This window comes from Massilia sp. Root418 (genome assembly GCF_001425265.1).
Lineage (GTDB): Bacteria > Pseudomonadota > Gammaproteobacteria > Burkholderiales > Burkholderiaceae_D > Rugamonas.
Genome location: NZ_LMEC01000001.1, coordinates 603,213 through 628,500, shown reverse-complemented (window position 1 = coordinate 628,500; position 25,288 = coordinate 603,213). Strand labels below are relative to the sequence as shown.

At 68.5% G+C, this 25,288-nt stretch carries 17 protein-coding genes; 4 read left to right on the top strand and 13 right to left on the bottom strand.

The genetic code is table 11. The features are described 5' to 3' along the window. Positions 1–2 precede the first annotated feature (2 nt). From ASC94_RS02535 to ASC94_RS02490, 10 genes are all read right to left on the bottom strand, one after another. A complete protein-coding gene (locus ASC94_RS02535; protein WP_229417146.1) occupies positions 3–1,868 on the bottom strand; it encodes a thiamine pyrophosphate-binding protein in 1,866 nt (621 codons plus the stop codon). A gap of 198 nt (positions 1,869–2,066) precedes the next feature. Continuing rightward, entirely contained in the window at positions 2,067–4,196 is a 2,130-nt protein-coding gene (locus ASC94_RS02530; protein WP_056390262.1) for a TonB-dependent siderophore receptor, read from the bottom strand. A gap of 26 nt (positions 4,197–4,222) precedes the next feature. Beyond that, positions 4,223–8,731 (bottom strand): EAL domain-containing protein, encoded by a 4,509-nt coding sequence (locus tag ASC94_RS02525; RefSeq protein ID WP_056390258.1) that lies wholly within the window; start codon positions 8,729–8,731, stop codon positions 4,223–4,225. A gap of 33 nt (positions 8,732–8,764) precedes the next feature. Then, positions 8,765–9,967 (bottom strand): ABC transporter substrate-binding protein, encoded by a 1,203-nt coding sequence (locus ASC94_RS02520; RefSeq protein ID WP_056390255.1) that lies wholly within the window; start codon positions 9,965–9,967, stop codon positions 8,765–8,767. A gap of 182 nt (positions 9,968–10,149) precedes the next feature. Continuing rightward, positions 10,150–11,115 (bottom strand): ABC transporter substrate-binding protein, encoded by a 966-nt coding sequence (locus ASC94_RS02515; protein WP_056390252.1) that lies wholly within the window; start codon positions 11,113–11,115, stop codon positions 10,150–10,152. Positions 11,116–11,220: 105 nt separating this feature from the next. After that, entirely contained in the window at positions 11,221–11,895 is a 675-nt protein-coding gene (locus ASC94_RS32235; protein ID WP_157201248.1) for a hypothetical protein, read from the bottom strand. 40 nt (positions 11,896–11,935) lie between these two features. Then, positions 11,936–12,796, bottom strand: a complete 861-nt coding sequence (locus ASC94_RS02505; RefSeq protein WP_056390247.1) for a DMT family transporter — start codon at positions 12,794–12,796, stop codon at positions 11,936–11,938. A gap of 58 nt (positions 12,797–12,854) precedes the next feature. Continuing rightward, on the bottom strand, positions 12,855–14,327 hold the full coding sequence (locus ASC94_RS02500; protein ID WP_082616059.1) for a PA domain-containing protein: 1,473 nt from the start codon (positions 14,325–14,327) through the stop codon (positions 12,855–12,857). Further along, positions 14,314–15,420, bottom strand: coding sequence for a choice-of-anchor J family PEP-CTERM protein (locus ASC94_RS02495; RefSeq protein WP_056390243.1), 1,107 nt, complete (start codon positions 15,418–15,420; stop codon positions 14,314–14,316). The genes ASC94_RS02500 and ASC94_RS02495 overlap by 14 nt, the downstream gene beginning before the upstream one ends. A 122-nt stretch (positions 15,421–15,542) precedes the next feature. Continuing rightward, entirely contained in the window at positions 15,543–16,355 is an 813-nt protein-coding gene (locus tag ASC94_RS02490; protein ID WP_056390240.1) for a crotonase/enoyl-CoA hydratase family protein, read from the bottom strand. Between the two features lie 87 nt (positions 16,356–16,442). On the opposite strand from ASC94_RS02490, the gene msbA reads away from it, so the two are divergent. Beyond that, on the top strand, positions 16,443–18,287 hold the full coding sequence (gene msbA / locus ASC94_RS02485) for a lipid A export permease/ATP-binding protein MsbA (protein WP_056390237.1): 1,845 nt from the start codon (positions 16,443–16,445) through the stop codon (positions 18,285–18,287). On the opposite strand, the gene ASC94_RS02480 is transcribed toward msbA, so the two are convergent. After that, on the bottom strand, positions 18,284–19,372 hold the full coding sequence (locus ASC94_RS02480) for an AI-2E family transporter (protein WP_162251382.1): 1,089 nt from the start codon (positions 19,370–19,372) through the stop codon (positions 18,284–18,286). The genes msbA and ASC94_RS02480 overlap by 4 nt on opposite strands. Positions 19,373–19,439: 67 nt before the next feature. Then, positions 19,440–20,300, bottom strand: coding sequence for a c-type cytochrome (locus ASC94_RS02475; protein WP_229417144.1), 861 nt, complete (start codon positions 20,298–20,300; stop codon positions 19,440–19,442). Positions 20,301–20,430: 130 nt separating this feature from the next. Between ASC94_RS02475 and ASC94_RS02470 the strand changes: the two genes are divergently transcribed. From ASC94_RS02470 to ASC94_RS02460, 3 genes are read left to right on the top strand one after another with little or no spacing between them, the layout of a single operon-like run. Continuing rightward, a complete protein-coding gene (locus ASC94_RS02470; protein ID WP_229417143.1) occupies positions 20,431–20,778 on the top strand; it encodes a cytochrome c family protein in 348 nt (115 codons plus the stop codon). Position 20,779: 1 nt separating this feature from the next. Next, positions 20,780–21,961 carry a c-type cytochrome gene (locus ASC94_RS02465; protein WP_056390227.1) on the top strand — a complete coding sequence of 394 codons (1,182 nt, stop codon included), beginning with the start codon at positions 20,780–20,782 and terminating at the stop codon, positions 21,959–21,961. After that, the gene (locus ASC94_RS02460; RefSeq protein ID WP_056390224.1) at positions 21,958–24,486 is read left to right on the top strand and encodes a cbb3-type cytochrome c oxidase subunit I; all 2,529 of its coding nucleotides are present in this window, start codon (positions 21,958–21,960) and stop codon (positions 24,484–24,486) included. The genes ASC94_RS02465 and ASC94_RS02460 overlap by 4 nt, the downstream gene beginning before the upstream one ends. Here the strand turns inward: ASC94_RS02460 and ASC94_RS02455 are convergent. Continuing rightward, on the bottom strand, positions 24,483–25,226 hold the full coding sequence (locus ASC94_RS02455; protein WP_056392047.1) for a YdiY family protein: 744 nt from the start codon (positions 25,224–25,226) through the stop codon (positions 24,483–24,485). The two genes, ASC94_RS02460 and ASC94_RS02455, sit on opposite strands and share 4 nt — an antisense overlap. Positions 25,227–25,288: the final 62 nt, after the last annotated feature.

Below are 25,288 nucleotides of genomic sequence, written 5' to 3'. Positions count from 1 at the left end.
CCTTATTGGCCATCGTTCATCAGCACGCGCAGGCGGCTGCCCATGGGCGGCACTTCCTCGGGGTCGATGTAGACGTCCAGCAGGGTGGGGCCGGGGTAGTTGCAGATGGCCTTGATGTCCAGCGCCTGCATGTCCTTGGCCGAGCGGATGGTGTGGCCGCGGCCGCCCAGCGCGCGCGACAGCGCGGCGAAGTCGGTGGCCGGCAGCTCGTAGCCGATCTGCTCGGCGCCACCCAGGCGCTGGCCGTGCTTGACCATGCCCAGTGCGCGGTCGTTGAGCACCACGAATATCACGCACTGCTGCTCGGCCACCGCCACCGACAGCTCCTGGCCGCTCATCAGCATGCTGCCGTCGCCGGTGATGCACACCACCGGGGCGTGCGGGTTGCCGGCCGCCGTGCCGATGGCCGCGCCGATGGCCCAGCCCATGGGCGCGAAGTGGCTGGTCAGGCGCAGCCAGCCGCCGGTGCTGCGGCGCTTGCCCAGGTCGCGCGGGCGCGCGCCGTCGGCGCTGCGGCGCTCGCCCATGCGGCGGTCGCGCGGCTGCAGGTAGTGCGCAGCCCAGGCGATGCTGTTGCCGGCGTCGGCCAGGTAGCGGGTGCTGTGCGGCATCAGCTCGCCCAGTTCCTTCATCAGGCGCTGCGGCTTGATCGGGGTGGCGTCGCTGAAGTAGGCGTGCGGCGCTTCCAGCATGTCGGACGTGCGCCAGGCCTTGAAGGACAGCTCGCGCATGGCGCGGCGGTGCGCGGTGGCTTGCTCGTCCTGCGGGTTCTCCTGCTGGATATGGGACACCAGGCGGTCGAAGATCACGTTCAGGCTGCCGCGCAGGTGCATGCGCGCCATCGGCGTGCGCGCCAGGTGCTCTTCGGATTCGTCGATGTGCACCATGCGGTTGTTCAGCAGGCTGTCGCACCAGCCGCCGGTGTTCCATTCGCCCATGCTGGTGCCGACCGCCAGGATCAGGTCGGCCGACGGATCGCGCAGCGCCGCCTCGGCGGTGCCGTGGCCGCCGAATCCGAACACGCCGCGGTACAGCGGGTGCTGCGGGCTGACCAGGCCCTTGGCGTCCGGCGTGGTGACGAAGGTGGCGCCTTTCAGGGTGGCGAACTGCAGGATGGAGTGAATCGACTCGCCGCAACCGGAGCCGACCAGCACCACCACGTTGCGGGCGCGGGCCAGCAGGGCGCGCAGGCGCTCGATGCCGTTGTCGTCCACCAGCGCGACCGGCTGCAGCAGGCTGTTCATGTCATAGCTGGGCGCGCGCACATTGCTGGGGGCGCGGAACACGTCCACCGGCACGCTCAGGTGCACCGGGCCGGCCGGGGTGCGGCTTGCATGCTGCAATGCGGTAATCAGCTTCCATTCCAGCTGCATGGGATGGGAGACCAGCGAGTTGTAGCGGGTGCAGTGGCGGAACATGCCCAGCACGTCGATGCCGGTGCAGGAGGATTCTTGCAGGGTGTGCTTGCCGAAGGAAGGCAGGGCCGGCTGGCCGGAAATGACCAGCATGGGCACGCCGTTGGCGTAGGCGGTGGCCACCGCCGTCAGCATATTGGTGGCGCCCGGGCCCGAGGTGGCCACGCACACGCCCATCTTGCCGGTTTCGCGCGCATAGCCGTCGGCCATGAAGGCGGCGCCGGCTTCGTGGCGCGCCACGATGTGGCTCAGGTTGCCGCCCCTGCGCAGGTTGCGGGCGATTGCATCGTACAGCGGCTCGATGGCGCCGCCGGGCACGCCGAACACGTAATCGACGCCCATTTGCTCCAGGTAGGCGACCAGCAGGTCGGCCATGTCCATGGTGTGGGCGGTTGGGGTGGTGGCGGCAGGACGTGACTTCTCCTGTCGTTCAAACTCGACATTGTCAAACATATAAGCTCCTAATATGGGCGAAATCGGCTTGTCCGATAAGCCGATATTAACTAGCAGTTTTGCAACATTGCGTTCCAAAAGGCAATAAATGTTGCAGCGCGAGATAATAGCTTAAAAATCAGGCAATGTGTGAGTTTTGGTGAGAATTAGTGAAAATATTCTATTGCCCCTTTCGTAATAGGGGTTGCTGTAATGTAATTACAGCGTGACCACGGCCCGCAGGGACACGGCGCGCGGCGCCATCGGCAGGTCGTTCGGAATCAGGCCGGGCGCCAGGCTGGGCTCGCGCACGTCGGCGTTGAAGACATTGCGCAGCGCCAGCGACAGTTCGCAGCGCCGCAGCACGCGGCCGCTGCTGAAGGCCAGGTCGAAGGTGGTGTAGTCCGGCACCTTGGGACGCGCGTCGCCGCGCGCGCGGCGCCGGTCGGCCACCCGGTTCAGCTGCGGGCTGAGGGTGCCGATGCCGTCCAGGCGCCACTCCAGGCGGCCGTAGAAGTGGTGGCGCGGCGCGTAGCCGGCGTCCTGCCCGGTGGCCGTGTCGATGGAGCGCTGGTAGGCGTAGCTGCCGGTGAGCTGCAGCGCGCGGGCCGCGTCCCAGACCGCCTCCAGCTCCAGACCCTTGCCGTGCTGGTTGCCGATGTTCTGGAAGGTGGCGCCGGTGCCGGCCTGCGCGTTGGGCACGCCCCGGATGATGTCCTGCATCGCGTGGCGGTACAGGTTCAGGTTCAGTTGCAGCGGCGGCGCGGCCTGCCATGCCAGCGCCGCTTCCACGGTGCCGATGCGCTCCGGCTGCAGCGCCGGATTGCCGCGCTGGACCGGATTGTTGATGCCGAATTCCTCGTTGAAGGAGGGCGCACGGAAGGCGCGGCCGTACAGCAGCTTGGCGGTCAGGTCCAGCGCCGCGTCCCACACCACGGCCAGGCGCGGATTGGTGGTGCCGCCGAAGTCGGAATAGCGGTCGTGGCGCACGCCCGCGGTGAGGGTCCAGTCGCGCGCGAACTGCCATTCGTCCTGCGCCGTGAGGTAGCTCACGGTGCGCCGCTGCGGCAGCAGGAAGGGCTGGATCTGCGAGTAGTCGGTCACCGGGCCGGTGGGCACCGGCACGCCGGCCCGGTTGAAGATGTAGTTCTTGAAGGTGGCCGTGTGGTACATGTCCAGGTCGTCGTGCCCCAGGCCGAGGCGCAGCTTGTGGCCGTTCCAGCCATGGTACAGCGCGTAGGCCGAGAGGCGGATCTGGCGCTCGGAAGTGTCGGGGTGGCCGATGAAGCCGTCCGGGAACAGGCCGGTGGCGAAGCGCGTGCCGGGGGGCGACAGGCGCAGATCGGTGGTGATGCGCTGGGTGAACTGCAGCACGCTGGCGGTGGCGCCCAAGCTCCAGTCGGTGCCGAAGTCGGCCTCGGTCCAGCCCAGGTCGGCGTGGATGCGCTCGCCGCGCTCCTTGCCAACCGGGTCCAGCGCCGAGGCCACGCCGGCGCCGGTGCCCAGGTTGTTGCGCAGCTGGTAGCCGGCGCGCAGGCGCCACTGTGGCCACTGCGGCAGGGCCAGGTCGAGCAGGGCGTCGACGGCGTCGTAGCCGGTGTTGACCGGCCCGGGGGCCAGCGAAGCATGGGTTCCGAAAAGCTTGTCGCGCGCGCTTTGGGCGTCGGCCGTGATCAGTGAGCGGAAGCCGTCCGTGCCGCCTATGCGCAGATAGGCCCCCACTTCCAGCGGCCCCGTTCTGCCGCCGTGCTGCACCCAGGCTTCGCGCGTTCGGAACGAGCCGGCGGCAACGCCGGCCTGTGTGCCGGGGCTGTCGGCGGCGTTCTTCGTGACGATGTTGATCACGCCGCTGTAGGCGTCGGCGCCATACAGCGCCGAGCCGGGGCCGCGGATGATTTCGATGCGGGCAATGTGCGCCACCGGGTAGCCGCCCCACAGCGTGCCGCGGCTGCCGGTGAGCAGGGTGGTCATGGGCACGCCGTTCTGCAGCATCAGCATCTGCGGATTGTTCACGCTGTAGATGCCGCGCGCGATGTACAGCGGCTCGTAGTTGATGGCGGAGCGCGATACGTGCATGCCGGGCACCGTTTCCAGCACCTGGTCCAGGTCGTGCGCGCCGATGGCCGCAATGTCCTCGGCGGTGATGACGGTGGCCACGGCCGGCGCGCGGCGCAGCGGCTGCGCGCTGCCGGTGGCGATGCTGACCGAGGCCTTGCCGCCGTAGACCAGGGCCAGTTCTTCTTCCTCGCTCAGGTCCGTGGCAGCGCGGGCGGCCGGGCCGGCGGCCATGGCGTGGGCGGCCAGCACGGCAGTGGACAGGACAGCGGTCAGGCAGGTCAACAAGCGCATGGCGGGCCCTTTTTCTATTTGTGGTCTCAGCGCAGCGCGGCGCCTTCCCGCTGCCGGATCAGGGCGGCGAACTGGTCGTGCGGGATGGCGGGGCTGAGATGGTAGCCTTGCATCAGGTCGCAGTTGCGGCCTTTCAGGAAGTTCAGCTGGGCCTCGGTTTCCACACCCTCGGCCACCACCTCCAGCCGCAGGCTGTGGGCCAGGGCGATGATGGCGGTGACGATGGCCACGTCGTCTGCGTCCATCGGCACGTCGCGCACGAAGGAGCGGTCGATCTTGATGATGTCGACCGGGAAGCGCTTGAGGTAGGACAGCGAGGAGTAGCCGGTGCCGAAGTCGTCGATCGAGAGGCGCACGCCCAGGCCGCGCAGGCGGTGCAGGGCCTTCAGCGTGTCCTGCGCGTTTTCCATCAGCGTGCTTTCGGTGATCTCCAGCTCCAGCAGGTGCGGCGGCAGGCCGGTGTCGGCCAGCACCGCTTCCACCGAGGCGGCGAATTCCTTCTGCAGCAGCTGGCGCACCGACAGGTTGACCGCCACCCGCAGCGGCGGCAGGCCCTGTTCGATCCAGCTGCGCAGCTGGGCGCAGGCGGTGCGCAGCACCCAGTCGCCGAGCGGGTTGATCAAGCCGGTTTCCTCGGCCAGCGGAATGAATTCGTTGGGAGGCACCATGCCGCGCGTCGGATGGCGCCAGCGCACCAGCGCCTCCATGGCGATGATCTGGCCGTCTTCCAGGCTGGCCTGCGGCTGGTAATACACTTCCAGCTGCTCCTGCTCCAGCGCGCGCCGCAGGTCGCTCTCCAGGCGCACGTGCTCGGAGATCGACTGCTCCATGGACGCTTCGTAGAACTGGAAGCCGGTGTTGGTCTTCTTGGCGCGGTACATGGCGCTGTCGGCGTGCTTGACCAGGGTGGCCACGTCGCTGCCGTCATGCGGGTACATGGCGATGCCGACGCTGCTGGTGACGAAGATGTCGTGGCCGTCGATCTGGAACGGCGCGGCCAGCACGCGGCAGATGTTGTGCGCGGCGGTGGCGGCGGCGGCCGGGCCGTCCAGGTCGCTCAGCACCACGGTGAATTCGTCGCCGCCCAGGCGGGCCACGGTGTCCACCGTGCGCACGCTGTGGCGCACGCGCTGGGCCACCGCCACCAGCAGGCGGTCGCCCACGTCGTGGCCAAGGTTGTCGTTTACGTACTTGAAGCGGTCCAGGTCCATGAACAGCACGCCGAGCAGCTTGGCGTCGTTCTTGGCCTGCTGGATGCCTTGCGCCAGCAGCTCGAAGAACAGGGTGCGGTTGGGCAGGCCGGTGAGCAGGTCGTTGTAGGCCAGGTGGCGGATGCGCTTCTCGGCGCGGTTCGCCTCGATGATGCGGCGCACGCGCTGGGACAGCACGGCGTAGTGGATCGGTTTCGGGATGTAGTCGCTGGCGCCGGCGGCAAAGGCACGCTCGACCGAGGAGTTGTCCTGCAGGGCGGTGATCATCAGCACCGGGATGGCGCTGCCGCCGGGCAATTCCTGCAGGCGTGCGCAGGCGGTGAAGCCGTCCATCACCGGCATCACGGCGTCCATCAGGATCACGTCCGGGTGGAAGCGCTTCAGCATGGCCAGCGCTTGCACGCCGTCGGCCGCTTCCTCCACCTGGAAGCCGTCGCGCTGCAGGGTGTAGCGCAGGGTGCTGCGGGTGCTGCGGTCGTCGTCGACGATCAGCACGGAGGCCAGTTCCTCGCGGGGCGCGTCGGCTTCCTGGCCCTCGCCGCTCATTTCGGCGCTCAGGAAGGCGGCCACGCTGCCGTATTCTGCGCGCAGTGCAGGCAGCAGCGGCGCGATCTGCGCCAGGCGGCGCTCGATGGCCAGCGCCTCGATCTGCTGCGCCAGCAGCGCCAGCGCGTTGGCGCCCAGGTTGCCGGACGAGCCTTTCAGTGCGTGGGCGCGGGCGCGCGCGGTGTCGCTGTCGCCGGTCAGTACGGCTTGTTCCAGTTCGTTCAGGTAGACCGGCGAGTCCTCCAGGAAGGGCGAAACGGCGTGCGGCAGCGCCGCGCCCAGGATCTCGCGCAGCTTCTCGAACACTTCCATGTCGATCGGCGCGGCGTCCAGGGTGCCGGGCAGCAGGGCCAGCGCGCCCGTGCCGGCCTGCGTGCCCTGTGCTCCCTGACCGCCCGGCGCGGACGGGCTGCCATGCAGGTCGGCGTGCGGCAGCCATTTCTGCAGCTTGTGGCGCAGCTCGACCAGCGTGATCGGCTTGGCCAGGTAGTCGTCCATGCCGGCCGCCATGCACTTCTCGGCGTCGCCGCGCTGGGTGTTGGCGGTCATCGCCACCAGCGGAGTGCGCAGGCCCTGGGCCTGTTCGGCCACGCGGATGTGGGCGGTGGCTTCGTAGCCGTCCATCTCCGGCATGCTGCAGTCCATCAGGATCAGGTCGAACTGGCTGCGCTTGGCCGCTTCCACGGCTTCGCGGCCGTTGGCGGCGAATTCGCACACGCAGTTGTTCATCGCCAGCATGCCGGCGGCCACCATCTGGTTGGTGCGGTTATCCTCGGCCACCAGCACGCGGAACTGGCGCGCGGGCGGGGCGTCGCCCGGCTGCGCGTGCTGCGGTTCGCTGTGGCTGCGGCCGGCCAGCAGGTCGTGCAGGGCGCCCAGCAGGCGCGAGCGGCGCAGCGGCTTGGCCAGGACGGCATGGCTGGCATGCGCGCCGGGCGGCGAGCCGGTGCCGCCGTGGCGGTCCATCAGCAGCAGGTGCGGCGACAGGCCGGCTGCGGCGATGCGCGCGGCGATGTCGCTGCCCTGGTCGTCCGTGGCGCCGATGTTCATGATGGCCACGTGATAGGGCTGGCCGGCCTCCGCGGCTTCCTTCATTTCCACCATGGCTTCGCGGCCGCAGCTGCTCAGGTAGCAGGTCATGCCGTGGCGGGTGAGGGCGTCCTTGATGAAGGCCAGCACGGTGCCGCTTTCGTCCAGCGCGAGCACGCGCACATTGGCCAGCGCGGGATCGGCCTCGAACACGGGCTGCGACTGCGCCGCCTGGCAGCGCACGGTGACCACGAAGGCGGTGCCGCTGCCCAGCGTGCTGTCGACCCGGATGTCGCCGCCCATCAGGTTGACCAGCTGGCGGCAGATGGCCAGCCCCAGGCCGGTGCCGCCGTAGCGGCGCGTGGTGGACGGGTCGGGCTGCACGTAGGATTCGAACAGGTGCTGCTGCACTTCCCGGGTCATGCCGATGCCGGTGTCGCGCACCTCGAATTCCAGGCCGTAGCCGGCGTCCGCGCCGGCGGTTTCGCCGGCTGTGTCGCCGGCCGTCCCAGCGGCCAGCGACACGCGCAGCGTTACCTCGCCTTTTTCCGTGAACTTGACGGCGTTGCCCATCAGGTTGATCAGGATCTGGCGCAGGCGCAGCGCGTCGCCGGTGATGCGTTCGGGCACCCCGGGCGCCACCAGGTAGGCCAGCTCCAGGCCTTTCTGCTGCGCCGGGCGGGCCACCAGTTCGATCACTTCCTCCAGCAGCCGGCGCAGATCGAAGTCGGTTTCTTCCAGGGTCAGCTTGCCGGCGTCCATCTTGGAAAAATCCAGCACATTGTTGATCAGGTCGATCAGTGTGCGCGAGGAATTCCAGGCCACGTCCACGCATTCCTGCTGGCGCTGCGTGAGCCGCATTTCCTTGAGCATGTCCAGCATGCCGACCACGCCGTTGAGCGGGGTGCGCACTTCGTGGCTGACGGTGGCGGCAAACTGCGCCTTCATTTCCGCCATGTTCACGGCGGCGTCGCGCGATTCCTTCAGCTCGGCCTCGCGCTGCTCCAGCACGTTCATCATCTTGTTGAAGGCCTGCGCCATGTCGATCAGGTCGCGCGGACCGGCCGGCGCGGCGCGCATGCCCGATTCACCCGCCTCGGCGCGGCGCATCAGGTTGGACAGGGCGTTGAGGGGATTGATCATGTGGCGCGTCAGCAGGCGCACCAGGGCCAGCAGGATGGCAGCGAAGGACAGGGTCAGCGCCATATTGCCCACCAAGAGGGACCAGGTCAGGCGGTTCAGGGTGTCCTTGCCCACTTGCACGTGCACGTAACCCAGCAGCTGCGGCTTCTGGTCCTGCATGTCGAACGGCGAGGCTTCGCTCTGGCCGCCGTACACCGGTGCGCCGAACAGCCATGCCTCCGAGGTTTCGCCCACCAGGCTGGCGCTGGCCGGGCCGGCCTGGGCCGCGTTCATGGCGCCCAGCTTGGCGCTCAGCGGGCCTTGCGACAGCAGCGGCTTGTGCTTGGCGTCGCTGATCTGCACGCCCACCACGTCCGGGAAGGCCAGCGTGGTGCTGACCACGTCGCGCGCGTTCTCGGCCGAGTGGAACAGCAGCGCCAGGGTGCTTTGGCGCGCCAGGTTGTCGGCGATGCGCTGGCCTTGCTCGGTGAAGTGCTCGCGCATGCGGCCGCGCGCTTCCCAGGAATTCATCAGCGACGAGAACAGCGCCAGGCCGAGAATGGCGGCCGAGACGATGACGGTCAGCTGGCGGCGGAATCCTGTACGGCGCAAATAATTATGAAACATAGTCCACCGGAGTAAGGCTGCAAAAAAACATCGTCAAGGCTGCGGGAATACGAAATCGAAATTGCGCTGCTGCTGGTGGCCCAGGTTCAGGCCCATGTGGCTGGCGGTGCGCAAGTTGATGGCGGCCTGCAGCTCGCGCAGCGGCGTCAGGCTGCGGCGCTTGCCGTCGCCCGCAATCACGCCCAGCGCGGAGCTGGCCAGCGTGCGGCCCAGTTCCACATTGTTCGGCGCCATGGCGAACAGCGCGCCTTTTTTCACGTGCAGCATATTCGACGAGAACACCGGCACGCCGCTGTTCCAGGATTCGCGCAGCACCAGCGGCAGGATGGTGCTTTCCTCCACGGTGGTGCTGTCGTGCGGCAGCCACAGCGCGTCGCGCCGGTTGTCGGCCGCGCCGATCACTTGCGGATACAGTTGCGCCGCCTTGGCCAGGTCGGTGGCCACGTGCGCCACCAGCTCCAGGCCCTGGGCGCGGGCGGCGTCGCGCGCCAGCCGGATCAGCCAGTCGCTCTTGGCGGGGTCGTACACCACCACCACGCGGCGCAGGTCCGGCAGCAGCGAGCGCAAGCGGGCGAACAGCACGGCCGGATCGGGCGTGAGACTGATGCCGGCCACGTTTTCCGCGTCCGACAGCAGCAGTACGCCGCCGACCAGCACGGTGATCTCCCGGTCCAGGCCGGCAGTCGCATTCAGGCCCTGGCGGCCCAGCGCGATCACCACCTTGGTGCCGTTGTGCTTGAGCGTGGCATTCAGTTCGGCCACGTCCACCTTGGGATCGACCGGGTAGCTGCGCACGCGCAGCTTGGTGCGCTCCTCGATGCCCTGGATGATGCTGGTGAAGGCGTGGCGGAACTGCGCCTCCACGTTGGGGTAAAGCACGGCGATGGTGCCCTTGCCGATGGACGCCTGGACTTCGGGCCGGCGCAGCTGGTCTTCCAGCTGGGCCAGGGTGACAGGGCGGATGTAGCCGCGCTGGATGTCCCGTTGCAGGTCGCGCGGGAGCTCGCGCTGCGGGTCGCGCTGGCCCTGGGGCGGCGTGCTGCCCGACTCGATGCGCGCCATCACCTCGCTCACGGTGCTGCGCGCGTCGGCGCCGGCGCCCGGGAGTTCGATGTAGCTGTCGGCCTCGTCCCGCGCGGCGTTGGCGGCCGGCGCGGCAAGGCAACTGCCGAGCGCCAGCAGCAGCGCAGCGCTGGCGCGCAGGCGGCGGCTGGCGTGAATTGTCAATTTAATCATTATGCTATCCGGTGCGGCCCCGGCGCAGATCTCAAACAGCCAGCGCCATGCAACGGCCAAATTACTGCCGGTAGTATATTCCACTTACTTGGTGGATTAGAAAGAAATTTAATTTCTCAAGGAAACAATTTACATCTCGAAAACATTAATTTGCGCTGGCTGGGCAGCGGGCCCTGTAGCTATCACGGTTCCGGGAAAATCGCGTCATAAGTGCGCTGTTGTCCGAGGGCAACGGACAGGCCGAAGTGGCTGGCCGAGCGCCAGTTGAAGGCGGTACGCACGGCGCGCAGCGGGGCCATGCCGAGGCGCGGATTGTCGCCGTTGAGCACGCCGATCGCCAGGGTGGCCAAGTCCCGCCCCAGCTCGAAATTGTTGGGGTAGAGCGCGAACAGCGCGCCTTTCTTCACATGCAGGATGCTGCTGGAGAAGATCGGCACGTTGCGGTTCCACGACTCCTTCAGCACCAGCGGCACGATGGTCTGCTCGTCCACGGTGACCGGGTCGGGCGGCAGCCATAGCGCGTCGGAGCGGCCGTCCGCCGACGCCAAGGCGCTTTCATAGCGGCGCGCGGCGGCGGCCAGGTCGGGCGCCTCCAGGGCCACCAGTTCCAGCGCATGGCTGCGCGCGGCGTCCCTGGCCAGCCGTATCATGCCGGCGCTGGCCTGCGGGCTATAGACCACGATCACGCGCCGCACGTGCGGCATCATGCTTTTCAGGTAGCTGAACAGCAGGGCCGGGTCGGGCAGCAGGGTGATGCCGCGCAGGCGCTCGCCGTCCGGCGCCGAACTCACGCCGCCCACCACCACCCCGGTGGAACCGTCGAAGGCGCTGGCGGCCTGCAGGCCCTGGCGGCCCAGTGCGATCACCACTTTGCCGCCGTTGCGCTTGAGCGTGGCTTGCAGTTCGGCGAAGTCGGCGTTGGCGGCCACCGGGTAGCCGCGCACGCGCAGCTTGGCCTGCTCCTCGATGCCTTCGATGATTTCGGTAAAGATCTTGCGGTGCGGCTGGCCGATGTCCGGATAGATGACCGCGATCGCGTCCGGCGCCGGCGCCGGTGCGGCCAGCGCGCGTTCGCACAGCAGCGCGGCGGAGAGGGCCGGCAGCAGGGAGATCAGCGTACGTCGGTGTCTGGAGTACAGGTCAGGCAAGGGGTGGTCGTACCGGCGAGTGGATTGTTCTGAACAAAAATGTACCACGGCAGAGGCTATTGCTCAAAATCATCTTGTTGCCGCCGTTGTATAGACCACCGTAGCTTACCATTTGCAGCCGGAGTCTTTTTTGTCGGTCAGTATCATCACCGGCAAGATCACCAGCGCCAGCAGGCCGGTGCCGGCGGCCACGTTCTTGCAGTCGGCGCGGGCGGTATTGGCCACGGATTTCCCCAGCGGGGTGTCCGACGGCGGGCCGTACAGCGGCTTGTCGTAAATCTGCGCTACGGCGGGATCGTCCTTGGTGGACTTTGCGGTGGCCAGCTTGCGCGCCGACTTCATGGCGGCGTTCACGTCGAACTTGCCCGGGGCCGGGGCAGGGGCGGCGGCGAAGGGATCGGCCGGCAGCGCCGCCTGCGCGGCGGCGGGCGCGGAAGCCGGGGCTGGCAGGGCGGCGCTCATACTTGCCGGCTCCGCTACGGCAGGCGGCGTGTCCTGGACAGGCTGCCGGGCCAGGCCCGCCGGCCGTTCGGGGTGCACCGGCGGCCGGATCTGGCGCGGGCGTGTGAGCGCCGTGTCCGGCGGAGACGGGACTGGCGCCGGCATTGGCGCAAGCCCGGCAGGCGAGGCCGGTGGCGAGGCTGGCGTGAGCCAGACCATCATGCGGCGGCCCTCGGGCTGCGGCGCGGGCCGCTTCGGCGCCGACCACAGGGCGATCAGCCCCGCGTGCAGGAGCAGCGAGACAGCAATGCCGGGCAGCAGCGTCCGATTTTTAGCCATGGTCCGAAGGAGTCGTAGTGAATAAACAATATTTTATCACTCAGGCCGCCTTCCCAGTCTGCAATGTTGACAGCATCACCGCGCCGATCACCAGAGACCCGCCCAGCAGCACGGTGGCGCCCGGCGCGGTGCCGAACACCAGCCAGGCCAGGGCGATCGCATATACCGGCTCCATGCAGATGACGATGGCGGCCGTCTGCGCCTTTACCTGTTCCAGCGCATGGATCAGCATGGTGTAGGCCAGCCCGGTGCATACCGCGCCCAGGCAGGCCAGCAGCAGCCATTCGCCGGCAGGCAGCGCGGCCGCTTCGCGCCAGCCGAAGGGCGCCAGCACGCAGGCCGCCGCCAGGCATTGCCACCAGCAGGATTGCGTGCTGCTGGCCGCATTGGACAGGTAGCGGTTGAACACGGCAATGGCGGCGTAGATGGCGCCGGACAGGATGCCCCACAGCAGGCCGGCCGTGGAGGCGTTGCGCAGATCGAATGCGGGCGTGATCAGCACCAGCCCCGCCAGCACCAGGACCAGCACGGCGCCGTCCTTGCGCCGCATGCGTTCGCCGAGCACGGCCAGTTCCAGCAGCGCCACGAATACCGGGAAGGAGGCAAAGCCCAGCGTGGCCAGCGCCACGCCACCGCTGCGTACGGCCAGGAAGAAGGTAACCCAGTGCAGCGCCAGCACTACGCCGGCCGCCATCAGCCTGGCTATATCGCGCGGCGCCAGGCCCTGCCACGGCGCGCGCCGGCTGTAGCACGCGAACAGGCCGAGCGCCAGCACGGCAAAGCCGGTGCGGCCCAGCACGATCATGACCGGGCTGGCGCGCATGGCGTGGCCAAACAGTGCGGTGCTGCCGAACAGCAGGGCAGCGGCGTGCAGTTTGAACAGGGCGCTGGGCAAGGACATGGAAGCCGGGAAATAAAACTGCCATTAGAACCGATGGCGCCCGGCTTGCCTACCATTTTTACCAGCCGATGTCCTTCAGCAGCGGCAAGGTGAGGTCGCGCGGCGGCGCCACGTCATGCGTGAGGTCGCCGTTGATGGCCGGTTCCATCAGCTGGTTGGGCTTGGCCGCCGTGCTGTAGTGCGACACGGACGAGCCGGACTGCAGCGGATCGGGCGCGTACATGAGGATGCGCCGTTCGGCGTCCGTCCCGGCCAGCTTCTGCGGGTCCACGCCCAGGCTGGCCGTCACGCCGGAGCGGGTGCGCGAGCGGCGCTGGAGCTGGGCGCGGATGGCGTTGCCGTCGTCCTGCGTCACGCGTACGGCCGGGATGGTGATGAGGGGATCGGCGCCGCCCAGTCCGGTCAGCGGTCCGGGCGTGTTGTCCACCACGATCATGGCGATGGCGCCGGCGTACTGCACGTTGAGCGCCTTCTGGACAAAGGTGCAGTCACCCCGGTCCACCAGCGCCACGTTGCCGTACACCGCCAGCGCATTGAGCGGGGCCAGCGGATCGCAGGCCAGGCCCCGTCCGTCCGGCTGGTCCACCACCGGCATGATCTGGCCCGTCAGCGGCGGGTTGGCCAGGGGCGGGCCGAACGAGGCGTCGCCCACCGGGTACTCGCGCGCGGCCGGTCCGGCGGCCGGGCCGCCAACGATGAGGCGGGACACCGGGTCCAGTACGCTGGGCACGGCCGCGGTGACCAGCGGGCCGTTCCACGACAGGCCGTTGTTGCTGATGGCCGAGGCGGCGCGCTGGGCCGGCGTCAGCTCCACCCATTCATGTTCCAGGCGGTTGTCCAGCAGGTAGTGGTCCCAGATCGACGGCACGCCGGCGTAATACTGGCCGTTGGCCTCGTCGGTGAAGGTCTGGAAGCCCAGGCCATGCGCCATTTCGTGCAGCAGCACGGTGACGAGGTCGGTGCCGCTGCCGAAGTTGCGGTCCAGGCCAAGGTAGAAGCCGCCGCCGGGCAGGCAGTCCGGCGCCAGGCCCAGGCGCGAATTGAAGGTGGCGCCGATATGCGGGTCCGACGGTGCCGACAGGTCGGCGCCGCGCAGCTTGTTGGCCAGCGCGGCCGGATACCAGGTGTTCGGCCTGGGCGCGCCTGGGAAGTCTGAAAACACGTCCCAGGCGCCCGCCGAACCCAGCACACCGCTGTTGGCGCTGCACGGCAGCGGGTCGAAGGCGGCCAGGATGCGGATCGGCACCGTGCTGTCGAGTTTGCTGCCCCACAGGTTGGCGGCGTAGGCAAAGGCGATCAGGCGCTGTTCGCCCAGCGTGGTGCCGGCGTTGCCGCCCACCGGCGCTGCCGGCGTGGGGTCGTTGAAGCCTTCGCCGGGGCCGTCGCCGACAATGATGACGATGGGCACGGAGGCCCAGGCATCGCCCAGGCCAGCGCAGGCCAGCAGGAGGGCGGCCATGGCCGAACGGAGGGCACGTCCGGTGCAGCGGCCGATGGCAGCGGTGGCGTTAGTGGCGTTAGTGGCGTTCATGGCTGTGCTCCTCGCTGGCGGCGCCCACCTGGGTGCGGAAGCGTTCCTGGCGCAGGGCGGCTTCGGCAGCCTGCTCGCCCTGCACGCAGGTGCTGGCCAGCGTGCCGTCCGCGCCGCGCGTGGCCACGGCGTAGATCTGGCGGCTGTTCACACGCGACTGGCGTGTACCGTCCGGGCGCTGGTAGACCTGCGGCGCCACCGTGGGCGGGCGCCCCTGTTGCGACCGCAGGGCCGCGTGTTCGGCGGCGGTTGGCGGACGCAGGGTGCCGGTTTCGGCATCGCGCACCAGTATCATGCCGTCCTGTCCTGCCGCCGCGGCCCCCTGCGCGCAGGCAAGCATGGCTGCGGCGGCGAGCCAGCCGCCGTTGCGCATCCCTGCGCCATGTCTTGCGGGGCCACCCGGGGCGGCGCAGTACGCCCCGGCCGCCGGCCGCGCCGGACCGGGACGGCGCCGGGCGCGCCACAGCACCAGCAGCAGGCCGGCCGCCACCATCAGCCATGCCGACGGCTCCGGCACGGCATTGACCACTACCGTGTCCAGCCCGATGTATTCGGCGTTGGCCGCCGGGCCGGTGTAGCGGAAGGCAAAGCGGACGGTGGAGCCGGGGTCGGCGGTCAGGGTGTATTGCCGCCAGTCGGCCGGGTAGGGCCCGCCGCCGCCCACGGTCAGCAGCACGTTGCTGAAGTCGCTGATGGACGAGCCGCCGGTGGAGTAGCGTACCTCCAGGTGGTCGCTGAAGCCTGGTGTGGCGGCGCTGCGGGTATAGAAGCTGAGGGTGGCCGTTCCCGGCAGGCTCAGTTCCGGCGTGATCAGCCAGTTATCGATGGTCCCGTTGCCCTGGGCCGCACTGAGGTAGTTGGCTGCTATATAGGCGTCGGCACCGCCGGCCTGCGCGGGGAAGATGCCGGCGTTGCCCTGGAACCAGAGCGAACCGGGCGGTGTGCTCTGGTTGACGAACAGCCAGCCGCCCAGCGCGCCGACATCGTCAAACCCGGCGTTGAGGACGGTGACGTCCGCCCGCGCCTGCGGAGCGGCGGAGGCGAGCAGCGCCGCGGCCAGGACCGCGTGCCAAGCTCTTGTTGGAGTTTTCATGGTGCACTCTCCTTTTCACTGAGAAAGTCAGCGCAGCGCAAAGCGCGCCACGCTGTTTCAGTGTATTGAAAGGCAATATTAAGATATTGATATTTGTTCCATATCAAGCGATTATCGGTAAACTAATCTTTGAACTCTGGTAGCTGCTTGCTCATATTGGCCATCATGGCCGCCTGCAGGTCGTTCGACATGAGCATCGCCGCGTTCCAAGTGGCAATGTAGTTCAGGCCGTCTGCCACGCTGTGGTCGCGCGCGTAGCTGATCATTTCCTTGGTGCCGCGCACCGCCAGCGGCGACTTGGCCGCGATCGTGGCGGCCAGCTCTCGCACGCCCGCCGCCAGCGCCTCGGGCGTGGCGAACACGCGGTTCACCAGGCGGATCTCGCGCGCTTCGGCCGCGTCCACCTTGCGGGCCGTGTAGGCCAGTTCGCGCGCCATGCCTTCGCCGATCAGGCGCGGCAGGCGCTGCAGGGTGCCTACGTCCGCCGTCATGCCGATGTCGATCTCCTTCACGCAGAACCAGGCATCTTCCGAGCAATAGCGCATGTCCGCGCACGTGATGAGGTCGATGCCGCCGCCGATGCAGGCCCCGTGGATGGCCGCCAGCACCGGCTTGCGGCAGCGCTCCAGGCTGCTCAGGCAATCCTGCAGGTCCAGGATGGTGCGGCGCAGGTTCTCCCGGGTGCGGCCGTCGCAGTCGTTGCGGATGGTGGACGCCAGGCCCATCATCATTTGCAGGTCGATGCCGGAGGTGAACAGCTTGCCTCCGCCCTCCAGCACCACGGCGCGCACTTCCGGCGTGCTGTCGGCCCACTCGAAGGCGGTGCGGATCTCGTGCCACATGGCCAGGTTCATGGCGTTGGCCTTGTCCGGGCGGTTCAGGCGGATCACCGCCACATGGGCTTCCAGGCTCACTTGCAAGGTTTCGTAACTCATGGTGGTCTCTTTTATTAGGATGATGGGGTGCCGTGGGCATTTTATGCGATTACAATGCAGGCTCCCGTAATTAGAAACAGTGTTCTAGTGCAAAGCCGCCAACTCTATTTCCGCCTGCTCAGGCAGTTCCGTCCCTACCTCGGCGCCGTGCTGGCGACGCTCTTTGCCATTGGCGTGGCGGCGGCCACCGACGTCATGCTGATCCGCCAGCTGCAGAACGTGGTGGATGCCTTGCAGCCGGCCGGCTCGGCTGCCGGCGCCCTGGGCGGCATCCAGGGCGCGACCGGCGGCATGATGGTGACGGTGCAGGGCTGGCTCGATTCGCTGCTGCCTGGCAATCCGGCGGAAGCCGCACTGTGGAGCATTCCGTTGGTCATCACGAGCCTGGCGCTGCTGCGCATGGTGAGCAGTTTTTCCGGCGATTACGGCTCCGCCTGGCTGACCAGCCGCGTGCAGGCCAACCTGCGCGAGGACATGTTCGCGCGCCTGCTGCGCCTGCCCAACAAGTATTACGACCAGACCTCCACCGGCGCAACCTTGTCGCGCGTCGCGTACGACGCGGCCCAGGTCGCCCAGGCCGGCCTAAACGTGCTGAACGTGTTCGTGCGCGATTCGGTGGCGACGGTAGGCTACCTGATCCTCCTGATTACCATCGACTGGCAGCTGGCCTGCTTCTGCTTCGGCCTGCTCCCGCTAGTGGCGGTGGTGGTGACTGTTGCGGGGCGCCGCATGCGCCGCCTGGCGGAGGATGCGCAGGCAGCCATGGGTGAATTGAGCAGTGTGCTGGACGAAAGCATCGGCGGCCAGCGCGTGGTGAAGATTTTCGGCGGCGAGCGGTATGAGCAGCGGCGCTTCCATGACGTGGTCAAGCATAACCGCCACCTCGCTGTCAAACATGCCGCCACAGCCGCTATCAACTCTGGCGCCATCATGATGCTGGTGGGGATAACCCTGTCGGCGGTGATCTACTTCGCCTTGCTGCGGGCGCGTGCCGGCCATCTGTCGCCGGGCGCCTTCGTCGCTTTCATGGTGTCGCTGATGGCGATGCAGTCGCCGATCAAGAACCTCACCAAGATCAACGAGCCGCTGCAGCGCGGACTGGCCGCCGCCAAGTCGGTGTTCGGCCTGATCGACGCGCCGGCCGAAGTGGACGAGGGCACGCAGGAGCTCAAACGCGCGACCGGCAGCATCTCGCTGCAGCACGTGGGCTTCCAGTACAACCCGGCCGACCCGGACGCGGCGCCGGCCCTGCGCGACGTATCGCTGGACATCGCCGCCGGCGAAACCGTGGCCCTGGTGGGCGGCTCCGGCAGCGGCAAGACCACGCTGGCCGGCCTGCTGCCGCGCTTCTACGACGTGGGCCAGGGCCGCATCCTGCTCGACGGCCACGACCTGCGCGACTACCGCCTGGCCGAACTGCGCTCGCAGATCGCCCTGGTCAGCCAGGACGTGGTGCTGTTCAACGACACGCTGGCGTCCAACATCGCCTACGGCGACCCGGCGCCGGACCAGGCCCGCATCGAAGCGGCGGCCCGTGCGGCCTATGCGCACGACTTCATCATGAAACAGCCGCAGGGCTACCAGACGCAGGTGGGCGAGAACGGTTCGCGCCTGTCCGGGGGCCAGCGCCAGCGCCTGGCGATCGCCCGCGCGTTGTACAAGGACGCGCCCATCCTGATCCTGGACGAAGCCACCAGCGCGCTGGACACCGAGTCCGAACGCCAGGTGCAGGCAGCGCTCGAAGTGCTGATGCGGGGGCGTACCACCGTGGTCATCGCGCACCGCCTGTCCACCATCGAGAAGGCCGACCGTATCGTGGTGATGGAGTCGGGCCGCATCGCCGAATCGGGCAGCCACGACGCGCTGCTGGCGCGCGGCGGCCACTATGCCCGCCTGTATCAGACCCAGAAGCAGGCACCGGTGCCCGGCTAATCCTTGATCTGCGCGGGCGTGCGGGCGTCGTCGCCCAGCACGTCCTGCACGTAGAGCATCACCACCAGCACGATCAGCACCGCCGTCAGCGGCGTGGCCAGCGCCACGCCTGCCATGCCAAATACCGCGCCGAACGTGACCTGCATGGCGATGGTCAGCGCGGGCGGCAGCGCCACCGTGCGCTGGTCGATCAACGGTTCCATCAGGTAGCCCTGCACCAGCTGGATGCCGCCGAACAGCAGCAGCACATATAGCGCCTGCGCCGGACTATCGGCGAAGGCGATCAGCAGGGCGGGCACACCCGCCATCAGCGGTCCCACGTAGGGGATGAAGTCCAGCAGCCCGGCAATGAGCCCCAGCAGCAGCGCCATCGGCACACCCAGCAGGCTCAGGCCGACGGCGGTCATCACGCCCGCCGCCACCATCGAGCAGGCTTTTCCCACCAGCCACTTGGACAGCGTTTCGCCAATCTCCGCAATGACCTCCCGGGCCCGCGGACGGCGCCTGGGCGGCACCAGGGTCACCAGGCCGTTGATGTAGAGCTGCGGGCGGATGGCGAAGTAGATGCCCACCGCGAGAATGATGACGGCATTGCCCAGCGCGCCGAACACGCCTGAGAAGAACAGGCCGGCGTTGGGCACCATGGCGGACAGCTGCCGGCCCAGTTCCTTGTTGCTGGGCAGTTCGTCGATCAGGCTGCGCAGCCGGGGATAGCGTCCCAGCTCGGCGCGCACCTGGTCCAGGGATGTGGGCACTACCTGCGCCAGGTGGCTGGCCTGTTCCGACAACTGCGGCGCCATCAGCCAGCCGCCCACGCCGAACAGCGCCACCAGCAGGGCCAGCACCAGCGCCAGTCCCACGCGGCGGGAAGGCAGGTGCAGGCGGCGGTGGGCGATCCGTGCCAGGGCGCTGAGCAGGATGGCGAACAGGATGCAGGCGAAGATGAGCAGCAGCGCGTCCGCCGCGAACCACAGGGCGGCCAGCGCTAGCAGGAAGAGGGCGGCGATGCCGTCCATTAGCACAACGCGGTGCAGGAAACCGCGCTGGCCGTGGTCGGCCGCCTGCGGGGTATGGTCGTCGCTCATCGTTATATGATTGCGCATTTTTCGGATGCGTGACGCACGCGCCGCTGCACGGTGCCAGTGCAGCTTTTTAATGCAGCGTTTGCAGGTAGGCAGCGATGTCCAGCGCGTCCTGTTCGGACACGCCCAGCACGGGCATCGCGGTGGAGGGCTCCGCGTGGCGCGGGTCGCGCACCCACAGGGACATATTCGCGCTGGTGTTGGGCAGCCGGCCGGCGATCAGCGCGCGGTTCGCGATGCCGCCCAGCGGCGGGCCGACGTAGACCTGTGAGCCGGTCACGCCGGGGATCATGTGGCAGGCGTGGCAGGCATACTGCGTGAGCGCCACGCGGCCGCGCTCGGGCCGGCCGGGACGCGTGCCCGGCGCGCCGTCGGCGGGCGCCGCGGAAGCGCTGCCGCGCGCTTCCGCCAGGCTGGCGGCGTCCGCTTCGGCCATCCAGTCCTGGTAGGCGCGCGGCGTCATTCTCGGCAGCTCGGCCAGGAAGGCCACCGTGGCCCACAGGTCCTGCTCGGGCATGTGGTATTCCCAGGCCGGCATGCCGCTCATCTTGATGCCGTGCCGGATGATCCAGTACATCTCGGATGGACTCCAGCGGCGCGCGGCATCGACCAGCGGGCCGGGCACGGGCTGCATGCTTTGCCCGAATTTTTCCTGTGCCACGCCGGGGCCACCGTGGCACACCACGCAATGGCTGCGGTACAGGGCCGCGCCTTGCCGCACCAGCGCCGGCTCGTCCAGCGGAGGGGCGGTAATGCCGCTCGCGCGGCGCCGTACCGAGGCGTGCATGGCGCGTTCCAGCATGGTGTGCACGGGCTGCAGATGCTGGCGGTTGGCGGCCACGTTGTACCAGCCTCCCTCGACCACCACGTAGGCGCCGAGCGCGCCGAGCGCAGCCAGCCCGGCCGCAGTCGCAGCCACAGTCTTGAGCATCAGCCGGCGCCGGTTGGATGGCATTGTTCGCGGTCAATAGAAATGAGCCGATTTTGGCATGCTTGTATTATAGCTATGACCTCATCAGCACAGGAGTTCAGCGGTGCGCACCTATTGGACAGTTAGCTGCTTGGCTTTGCCCCTGGCTTTGCTGGCCGGGTGCGGCGACGACGGGCCGATGCCGATTCCTGTCCCTGGCGGCCACGCCGGCGCGGGCAGGGCGCTGCTGGAACGCTACCACTGCGCGGCGTGCCACAGCATTCCGGGCGTCGAGGGGCAGCAGGGCAGGATAGGACCGGCGCTCGACACGTTCGGGCGCGCCAGCTATATCGCAGGGCACCTGCCCAACTCGCCGGACGTGCTGCAGCGCTGGATCGTGGACCCGCCTGCCATCAAGCCCGGCACGCCGATGCCTGCCATGGGCGTGTCGCCCGCCGACGCGCGCGACATGGCGGCCTACCTGTACACCTTGCGCTGAAATGGACGCCGTCTTCGCCCCCGCCAGCGCCGATGCGGCCATCATCTCGCAGATGGCCTGGGCGCTAATCGCGGGCGCCGCGCTGATTTTTGGCGGCGTGATGCTGCTCATGGCACTGGGGCTGCGGCGGCGCGGCGGATCTGGCGGCGAAGGCGGTGAAGGAGGCCAGGGCGGGCAGGCGCGGAGGCGGCTGCGGCCAGGCCTGTGGATACTCGGCGGCGGCTTGCTGCTGCCGGCCGCGGTGCTGTCTGCGCTCATGGCCTACAACGTGCGGCGCAGCACCCAGCTGGATCCGCAAACGTCGCGCGGCGCGCTGGTGGTGGCGGTGACGGCCAAGATGTGGTGGTGGGAGGTGCGCTACCGCGATCCGGCCGGCGGGCAGGACATCGTGCTGGCCAATGAAATCCATTTGCCGGTGGGCCGCCCGGTCTATCTGGCGCTCACCAGCGCGGACGTGATCCACAGCTTCTGGGTGCCCGCACTGGGTGGCAAGATGGACATGGTGCCGGGCCGTATGACGGGGCTGTCGCTGCGGCCGCTGAAGCCCGGCGTGTATCGCGGCCAGTGCGCCGAATACTGCGGCCTGCAACATGCCAGGATGGCGCTCCACGTGGTCGTCGAGCCGGCGGCCGGCTTCGACGCGTGGCTGGCGCAGCAGGCGCGCCCGGAGCCGCTGCCCGCAGCCGCGCCGGACGCGCGCCTGGCAGCTGGCCGCCGGGTGTTCGAGCAGCACTGCGCCGCCTGTCACGCGGTCCGGACCACCGCTGCCCCCGTTGCCGCCGCCGCGATCTCCCCCCCTGCTGCCGCACCCGCCGCCACCGCCGAGCCTACCGCCACCGGCGGACCGCCCGCCACCGCTGCACCGGCCGCCCCCGCCGCCCCCGTCGCACCGCCCGCCACCGCCGCACCGGCCGCCACCGCCGCGTCCGACGCTGCCGCCGCCACTGCGGCCGGCGCCCCGCTTGCCGCGCCGCTGAAGCTCACCAGCGTCGGCCCGGACCTGACGCACGTTGCCAGCCGCCTGTACCTGGCCGCCGGGACACTGCGCAACCAGCCCGGCGCGCTGGCGGCCTGGGTCGCCGATCCGCACGCCCACAAGCCCGGGGTGCGCATGCCCGCCGCGTCGGCCCTCAGCCCGGACGAGCTGCAAGCGCTGTCCGCATACCTGGAGAACTTGAAATGAACCAGCTCCCCAGCAGCCTTCCCCGACCTCCGGGTGAGCTGGAGGAGCTTGAACGCGTGTGGCGCACGCCCACCGGCTGGCGCCATCTCAGCACCGTCAACAATACCAATATCGGCCGCCTGTACCTGGCCACCGCGCTGCTGTTCTTCCTGTTGGCCGGTGTGCTCGGCCTGCTGATCCGCCTCCAGCTCGCGGTGCCCGGCAACACCTTGCTGGACGCCGCCACGTACAACCAGGTCTTCACCATGCACGGCACGGTCATGATGTTCCTGTTCGCCATTCCCGTGGTGGAGGCGTTCGCGGTCTATCTGCTGCCCAACATGCTGGGCGCGCGCGACCTGCCGTTCCCGCGCTTGTCGGCCTATGCCTACTGGGCCTACGCCATCGGCGGGCTGGCCTTCTTCTGCACCCTGTTCGCCGGCCTCGCCCCGGACGGTGGCTGGTTCATGTACCCGCCGCTCACCAGCAAAGCCTGGTCGCCCGGGCTGGGTGCGGACTTCTGGCTGCTGGGAATAGGCTTCATTGAAATCTCCGCCATCGCCGGCGCCATCGAACTGGTGGTCGGCATCCTGTTCACCCGCGCGCCGGGCATGACGCTGGCGCGCATGCCGGTCTTCGCCTGGGCCATGCTGATCGTCGGCCTGATGATCGTGTTCGCCTTCCCGGCGGTAATCGCGGGCACCGCACTGCTGGAACTGGAGCGCGCCTGGGACTGGCCATTCTTCATTCCCGGGCGCGGCGGCGATCCCGCCTTGTGGCAGCACCTGTTCTGGTTCTTCGGGCACCCGGAGGTCTACATCATCTTCCTGCCCGCCGCCGGGCTGGTGTCCACCATGCTGCCCGCCATCGCCGGCACGCCGCTGGTGGGGCGCCGCGCAGTGATCTGGTCCATGGCGGCCACCGGGATTGTCAGCTTCGCGCTCTGGGCGCACCATATGTTTACCGGCGGGCTGACCCTGTTCTCGGCCAGCCTGGTATCGGCCGCCAGCATGGTGGTGGCCGTGCCGGCCTCGGTGCAGGTGTTCGCCTGGCTCGCCACCATCTGGCGCGGCGGCGTGCGGCGGGATGCGCACAGCGGCCGCATGAACGGGTCCACCTTGTTCATGCTGGGCTTCCTGTGCATCTTCGCGCTCGGCGGGCTGACCGGGGTGATGGTGGCGGTGCTGCCGTTCGATTGGCAGGCGCACGACAGCTACTTCGTCGTGGCCCACCTCCATTACGTGCTGGTGGGCGGAATGCTGTTTCCGGTCTTTGCCGGCATCTGCTACTGGCTGCCGCTGCTGAACGGGCACACCATGCGCGAGCGCTGGACGCGCTGGTCGTTCTGGCTCATGTTCGGCGGCTTCAACCTGGGCTTCTTCACCATGCACATCACCGGCCTGCAGGGCATGCCGCGCCGGGTCTACACCTACGCCCCGGACCTGGGCTGGAATGGCTTGAACATGGTGTCCACCATCGGCGCGTTTATTTTCGCCGCCGGCGTGCTGCTGTTCACGGTGGAGGTGGCGCGCGCCTTGTGCCGCCCGAAGCAGGACAAGGGCAACCCCTGGGGCGCCGCCACCCTGGAATGGCTGCCGGACGAAGACTACGGGGCGCGCAGCCTGCCGCATGTGACGTCCGAGGAGCCGCTGTGGGAGCAGGAAGGGCTGGCGGAACAGGTTGAGCGCGGCGCGCACTACCTGCCCGGCACCGCCACCGGCCGGCGCGAGACCATTTTCACCAGTCTGGTGGACGCCAGGCCGCGCTACCTGCTGGTGCTGGCGGGCGACAGCTGGTGGCCGCTCGTGGCGGCGGCCGGCACCGCCGGCTACTTCCTGCTGCTGACCGTGCAGTGGACAGTCTCGGCCTGGCTGTGCGGGCTGCTGGCGGTGGGCGCCGTCATCGCCTGGCTATGGCAGACAGACCGCGTTCCGCCCGCCGCCAGCGCCAAGGTGTCCGACCAGCTGATACTGCCGGTCGGCGAGCGCGGCAGCAGGGGCCACTCATGGTGGGCCTGCGTGATCATGCTGGTGGTGGACGGCTGCATCTTCGCCTCGTTCGGTTTCGCCCACATTCATTTGTCCATGCAGCTGGCCATGTGCCCGCCGCCGGGTGCCAGCCTGCCCGGGGCCGGGTGGACGTGGCTCTCCAGCGTCTTGTGGATCGGCCTTGCCGGCTTGATGGCGCTGGCCTGCCGCCCGGCGCGGCTGATGGACGGCGCGCCGCAGCGCGGCCTGCGCTGGCTGGTGATGGGGGCGCTGGCCTGCGCGCTGCTGGCCATGGGCTGCGATATCGCGAGCCAGGTCCTGGCTGGCTTGTCGCCGAAAAGGGATGCCTGGAGTGCTTCGGTGGCGGTGCTGGCGGCCTATCAGGCCTTGCACGCAGTGCTGCTGGCGCTGGCCATGCCCTACCTGTGCGCGCGCTCCTGGCGGCGCCATCTCACCACCGCCAGCCGCGCTACGCTCAACAACGTGGCGCTGATCTGCTACTACACGGCGGCGCAGGGCGTGCTGGCCGCCTGGCTGCCGCGCGTGCTGGCCGCTTAGAAGGAATACACCAGCGTCAGCGAGGTCTGGGTGTCGGTGTTCTTCTTGTCTTCGGGGACGTTGGTGTCGCTGCGGGCGCTGAAGGCGGCCTTCATCTGCATGGTGCCGTTGATCTTGGTGCTGAGCGCCGTTTCCGCCTGCGAGTGCAGGTTCGAGGTGCCGCGCTCCATGCTCACGGTTTGCGTGAACAGCGCCGACGGGCTGACCTGCCAGCGCATCGATGCCGCGCCGCGGACGGTAACGCCGTTCTCGGACTCGCCGGTGGCGCGCGTACCGGTGAAGTAGCCCGGGCCCAGTTCCACGTCCAGCGTCTTGTCGCGCGACTTGTACCAGCGCGAGCTGTGACCGACGGACAGCGAACTGTAAGCGGTATAGGCGCCGAACTTGTCGTCCACGTGGGAACCGAGCACGAACAGCTTTTCGTTATCGTTCAGCAGTTTGTAGGCGGCCTTGGCGGAGAATGCGAAACGTTCCGCCGAGCGCTCGCGCACCTTGTCGCCGGCATCGGTGTGGGTTTCGTCTTCCTTGAAGTAGCCGCTCAGGATGTACTCGTTGCTCCAGTCGTCCAGTTCCTGGCGCGCGTCGATCTTGCCGGTGACGGAAGTGCCGACGGTATTGCCGGTGGTGGTGATGGCGCCCAGTTCGGCCGACGTCGACCAGGTGCGTTCAGGGATATCTTGCGCGGCCGCGCCGCCGTGCGCCACGGCCAGCGTCAGCGCGAGTAGTGAAAACAGTTTCATGTGCGAGGTGCCGCGCCGTCCGCCCGAAGGGAATTCCGCGCTGGGCGGCAGGCCGGTCTGAA

Excerpts from the sequence above, each read along its gene's own strand:
- ASC94_RS32235 (WP_157201248.1), bottom strand. The coding sequence starts at position 11,895 with ATGGCTAAAAATCGGACGCTGCTGCCCGGCATTGCTGTCTCGCTGCTC.
- ASC94_RS02475 (WP_229417144.1), bottom strand. The coding sequence starts at position 20,300 with ATGCTCAAGACTGTGGCTGCGACTGCGGCCGGGCTGGCTGCGCTCGGC.
- ASC94_RS02505 (WP_056390247.1), bottom strand. The coding sequence starts at position 12,796 with ATGTCCTTGCCCAGCGCCCTGTTCAAACTGCACGCCGCTGCCCTGCTG.
- ASC94_RS02530 (WP_056390262.1), bottom strand. The coding sequence starts at position 4,196 with ATGCGCTTGTTGACCTGCCTGACCGCTGTCCTGTCCACTGCCGTGCTG.
- ASC94_RS02490 (WP_056390240.1), bottom strand. The coding sequence starts at position 16,355 with ATGAGTTACGAAACCTTGCAAGTGAGCCTGGAAGCCCATGTGGCGGTG.
- ASC94_RS02480 (WP_162251382.1), bottom strand. The coding sequence starts at position 19,372 with ATGAGCGACGACCATACCCCGCAGGCGGCCGACCACGGCCAGCGCGGT.
- ASC94_RS02535 (WP_229417146.1), bottom strand. The coding sequence starts at position 1,868 with ATGTTTGACAATGTCGAGTTTGAACGACAGGAGAAGTCACGTCCTGCC.
- ASC94_RS02455 (WP_056392047.1), bottom strand. The coding sequence starts at position 25,226 with ATGAAACTGTTTTCACTACTCGCGCTGACGCTGGCCGTGGCGCACGGC.
- ASC94_RS02460 (WP_056390224.1), top strand. The coding sequence starts at position 21,958 with ATGAACCAGCTCCCCAGCAGCCTTCCCCGACCTCCGGGTGAGCTGGAG.
- ASC94_RS02495 (WP_056390243.1), bottom strand. The coding sequence starts at position 15,420 with ATGAAAACTCCAACAAGAGCTTGGCACGCGGTCCTGGCCGCGGCGCTG.
- ASC94_RS02520 (WP_056390255.1), bottom strand. The coding sequence starts at position 9,967 with ATGATTAAATTGACAATTCACGCCAGCCGCCGCCTGCGCGCCAGCGCT.
- ASC94_RS02525 (WP_056390258.1), bottom strand. The coding sequence starts at position 8,731 with ATGTTTCATAATTATTTGCGCCGTACAGGATTCCGCCGCCAGCTGACC.
- ASC94_RS02500 (WP_082616059.1), bottom strand. The coding sequence starts at position 14,327 with ATGAACGCCACTAACGCCACTAACGCCACCGCTGCCATCGGCCGCTGC.
- ASC94_RS02465 (WP_056390227.1), top strand. The coding sequence starts at position 20,780 with ATGGACGCCGTCTTCGCCCCCGCCAGCGCCGATGCGGCCATCATCTCG.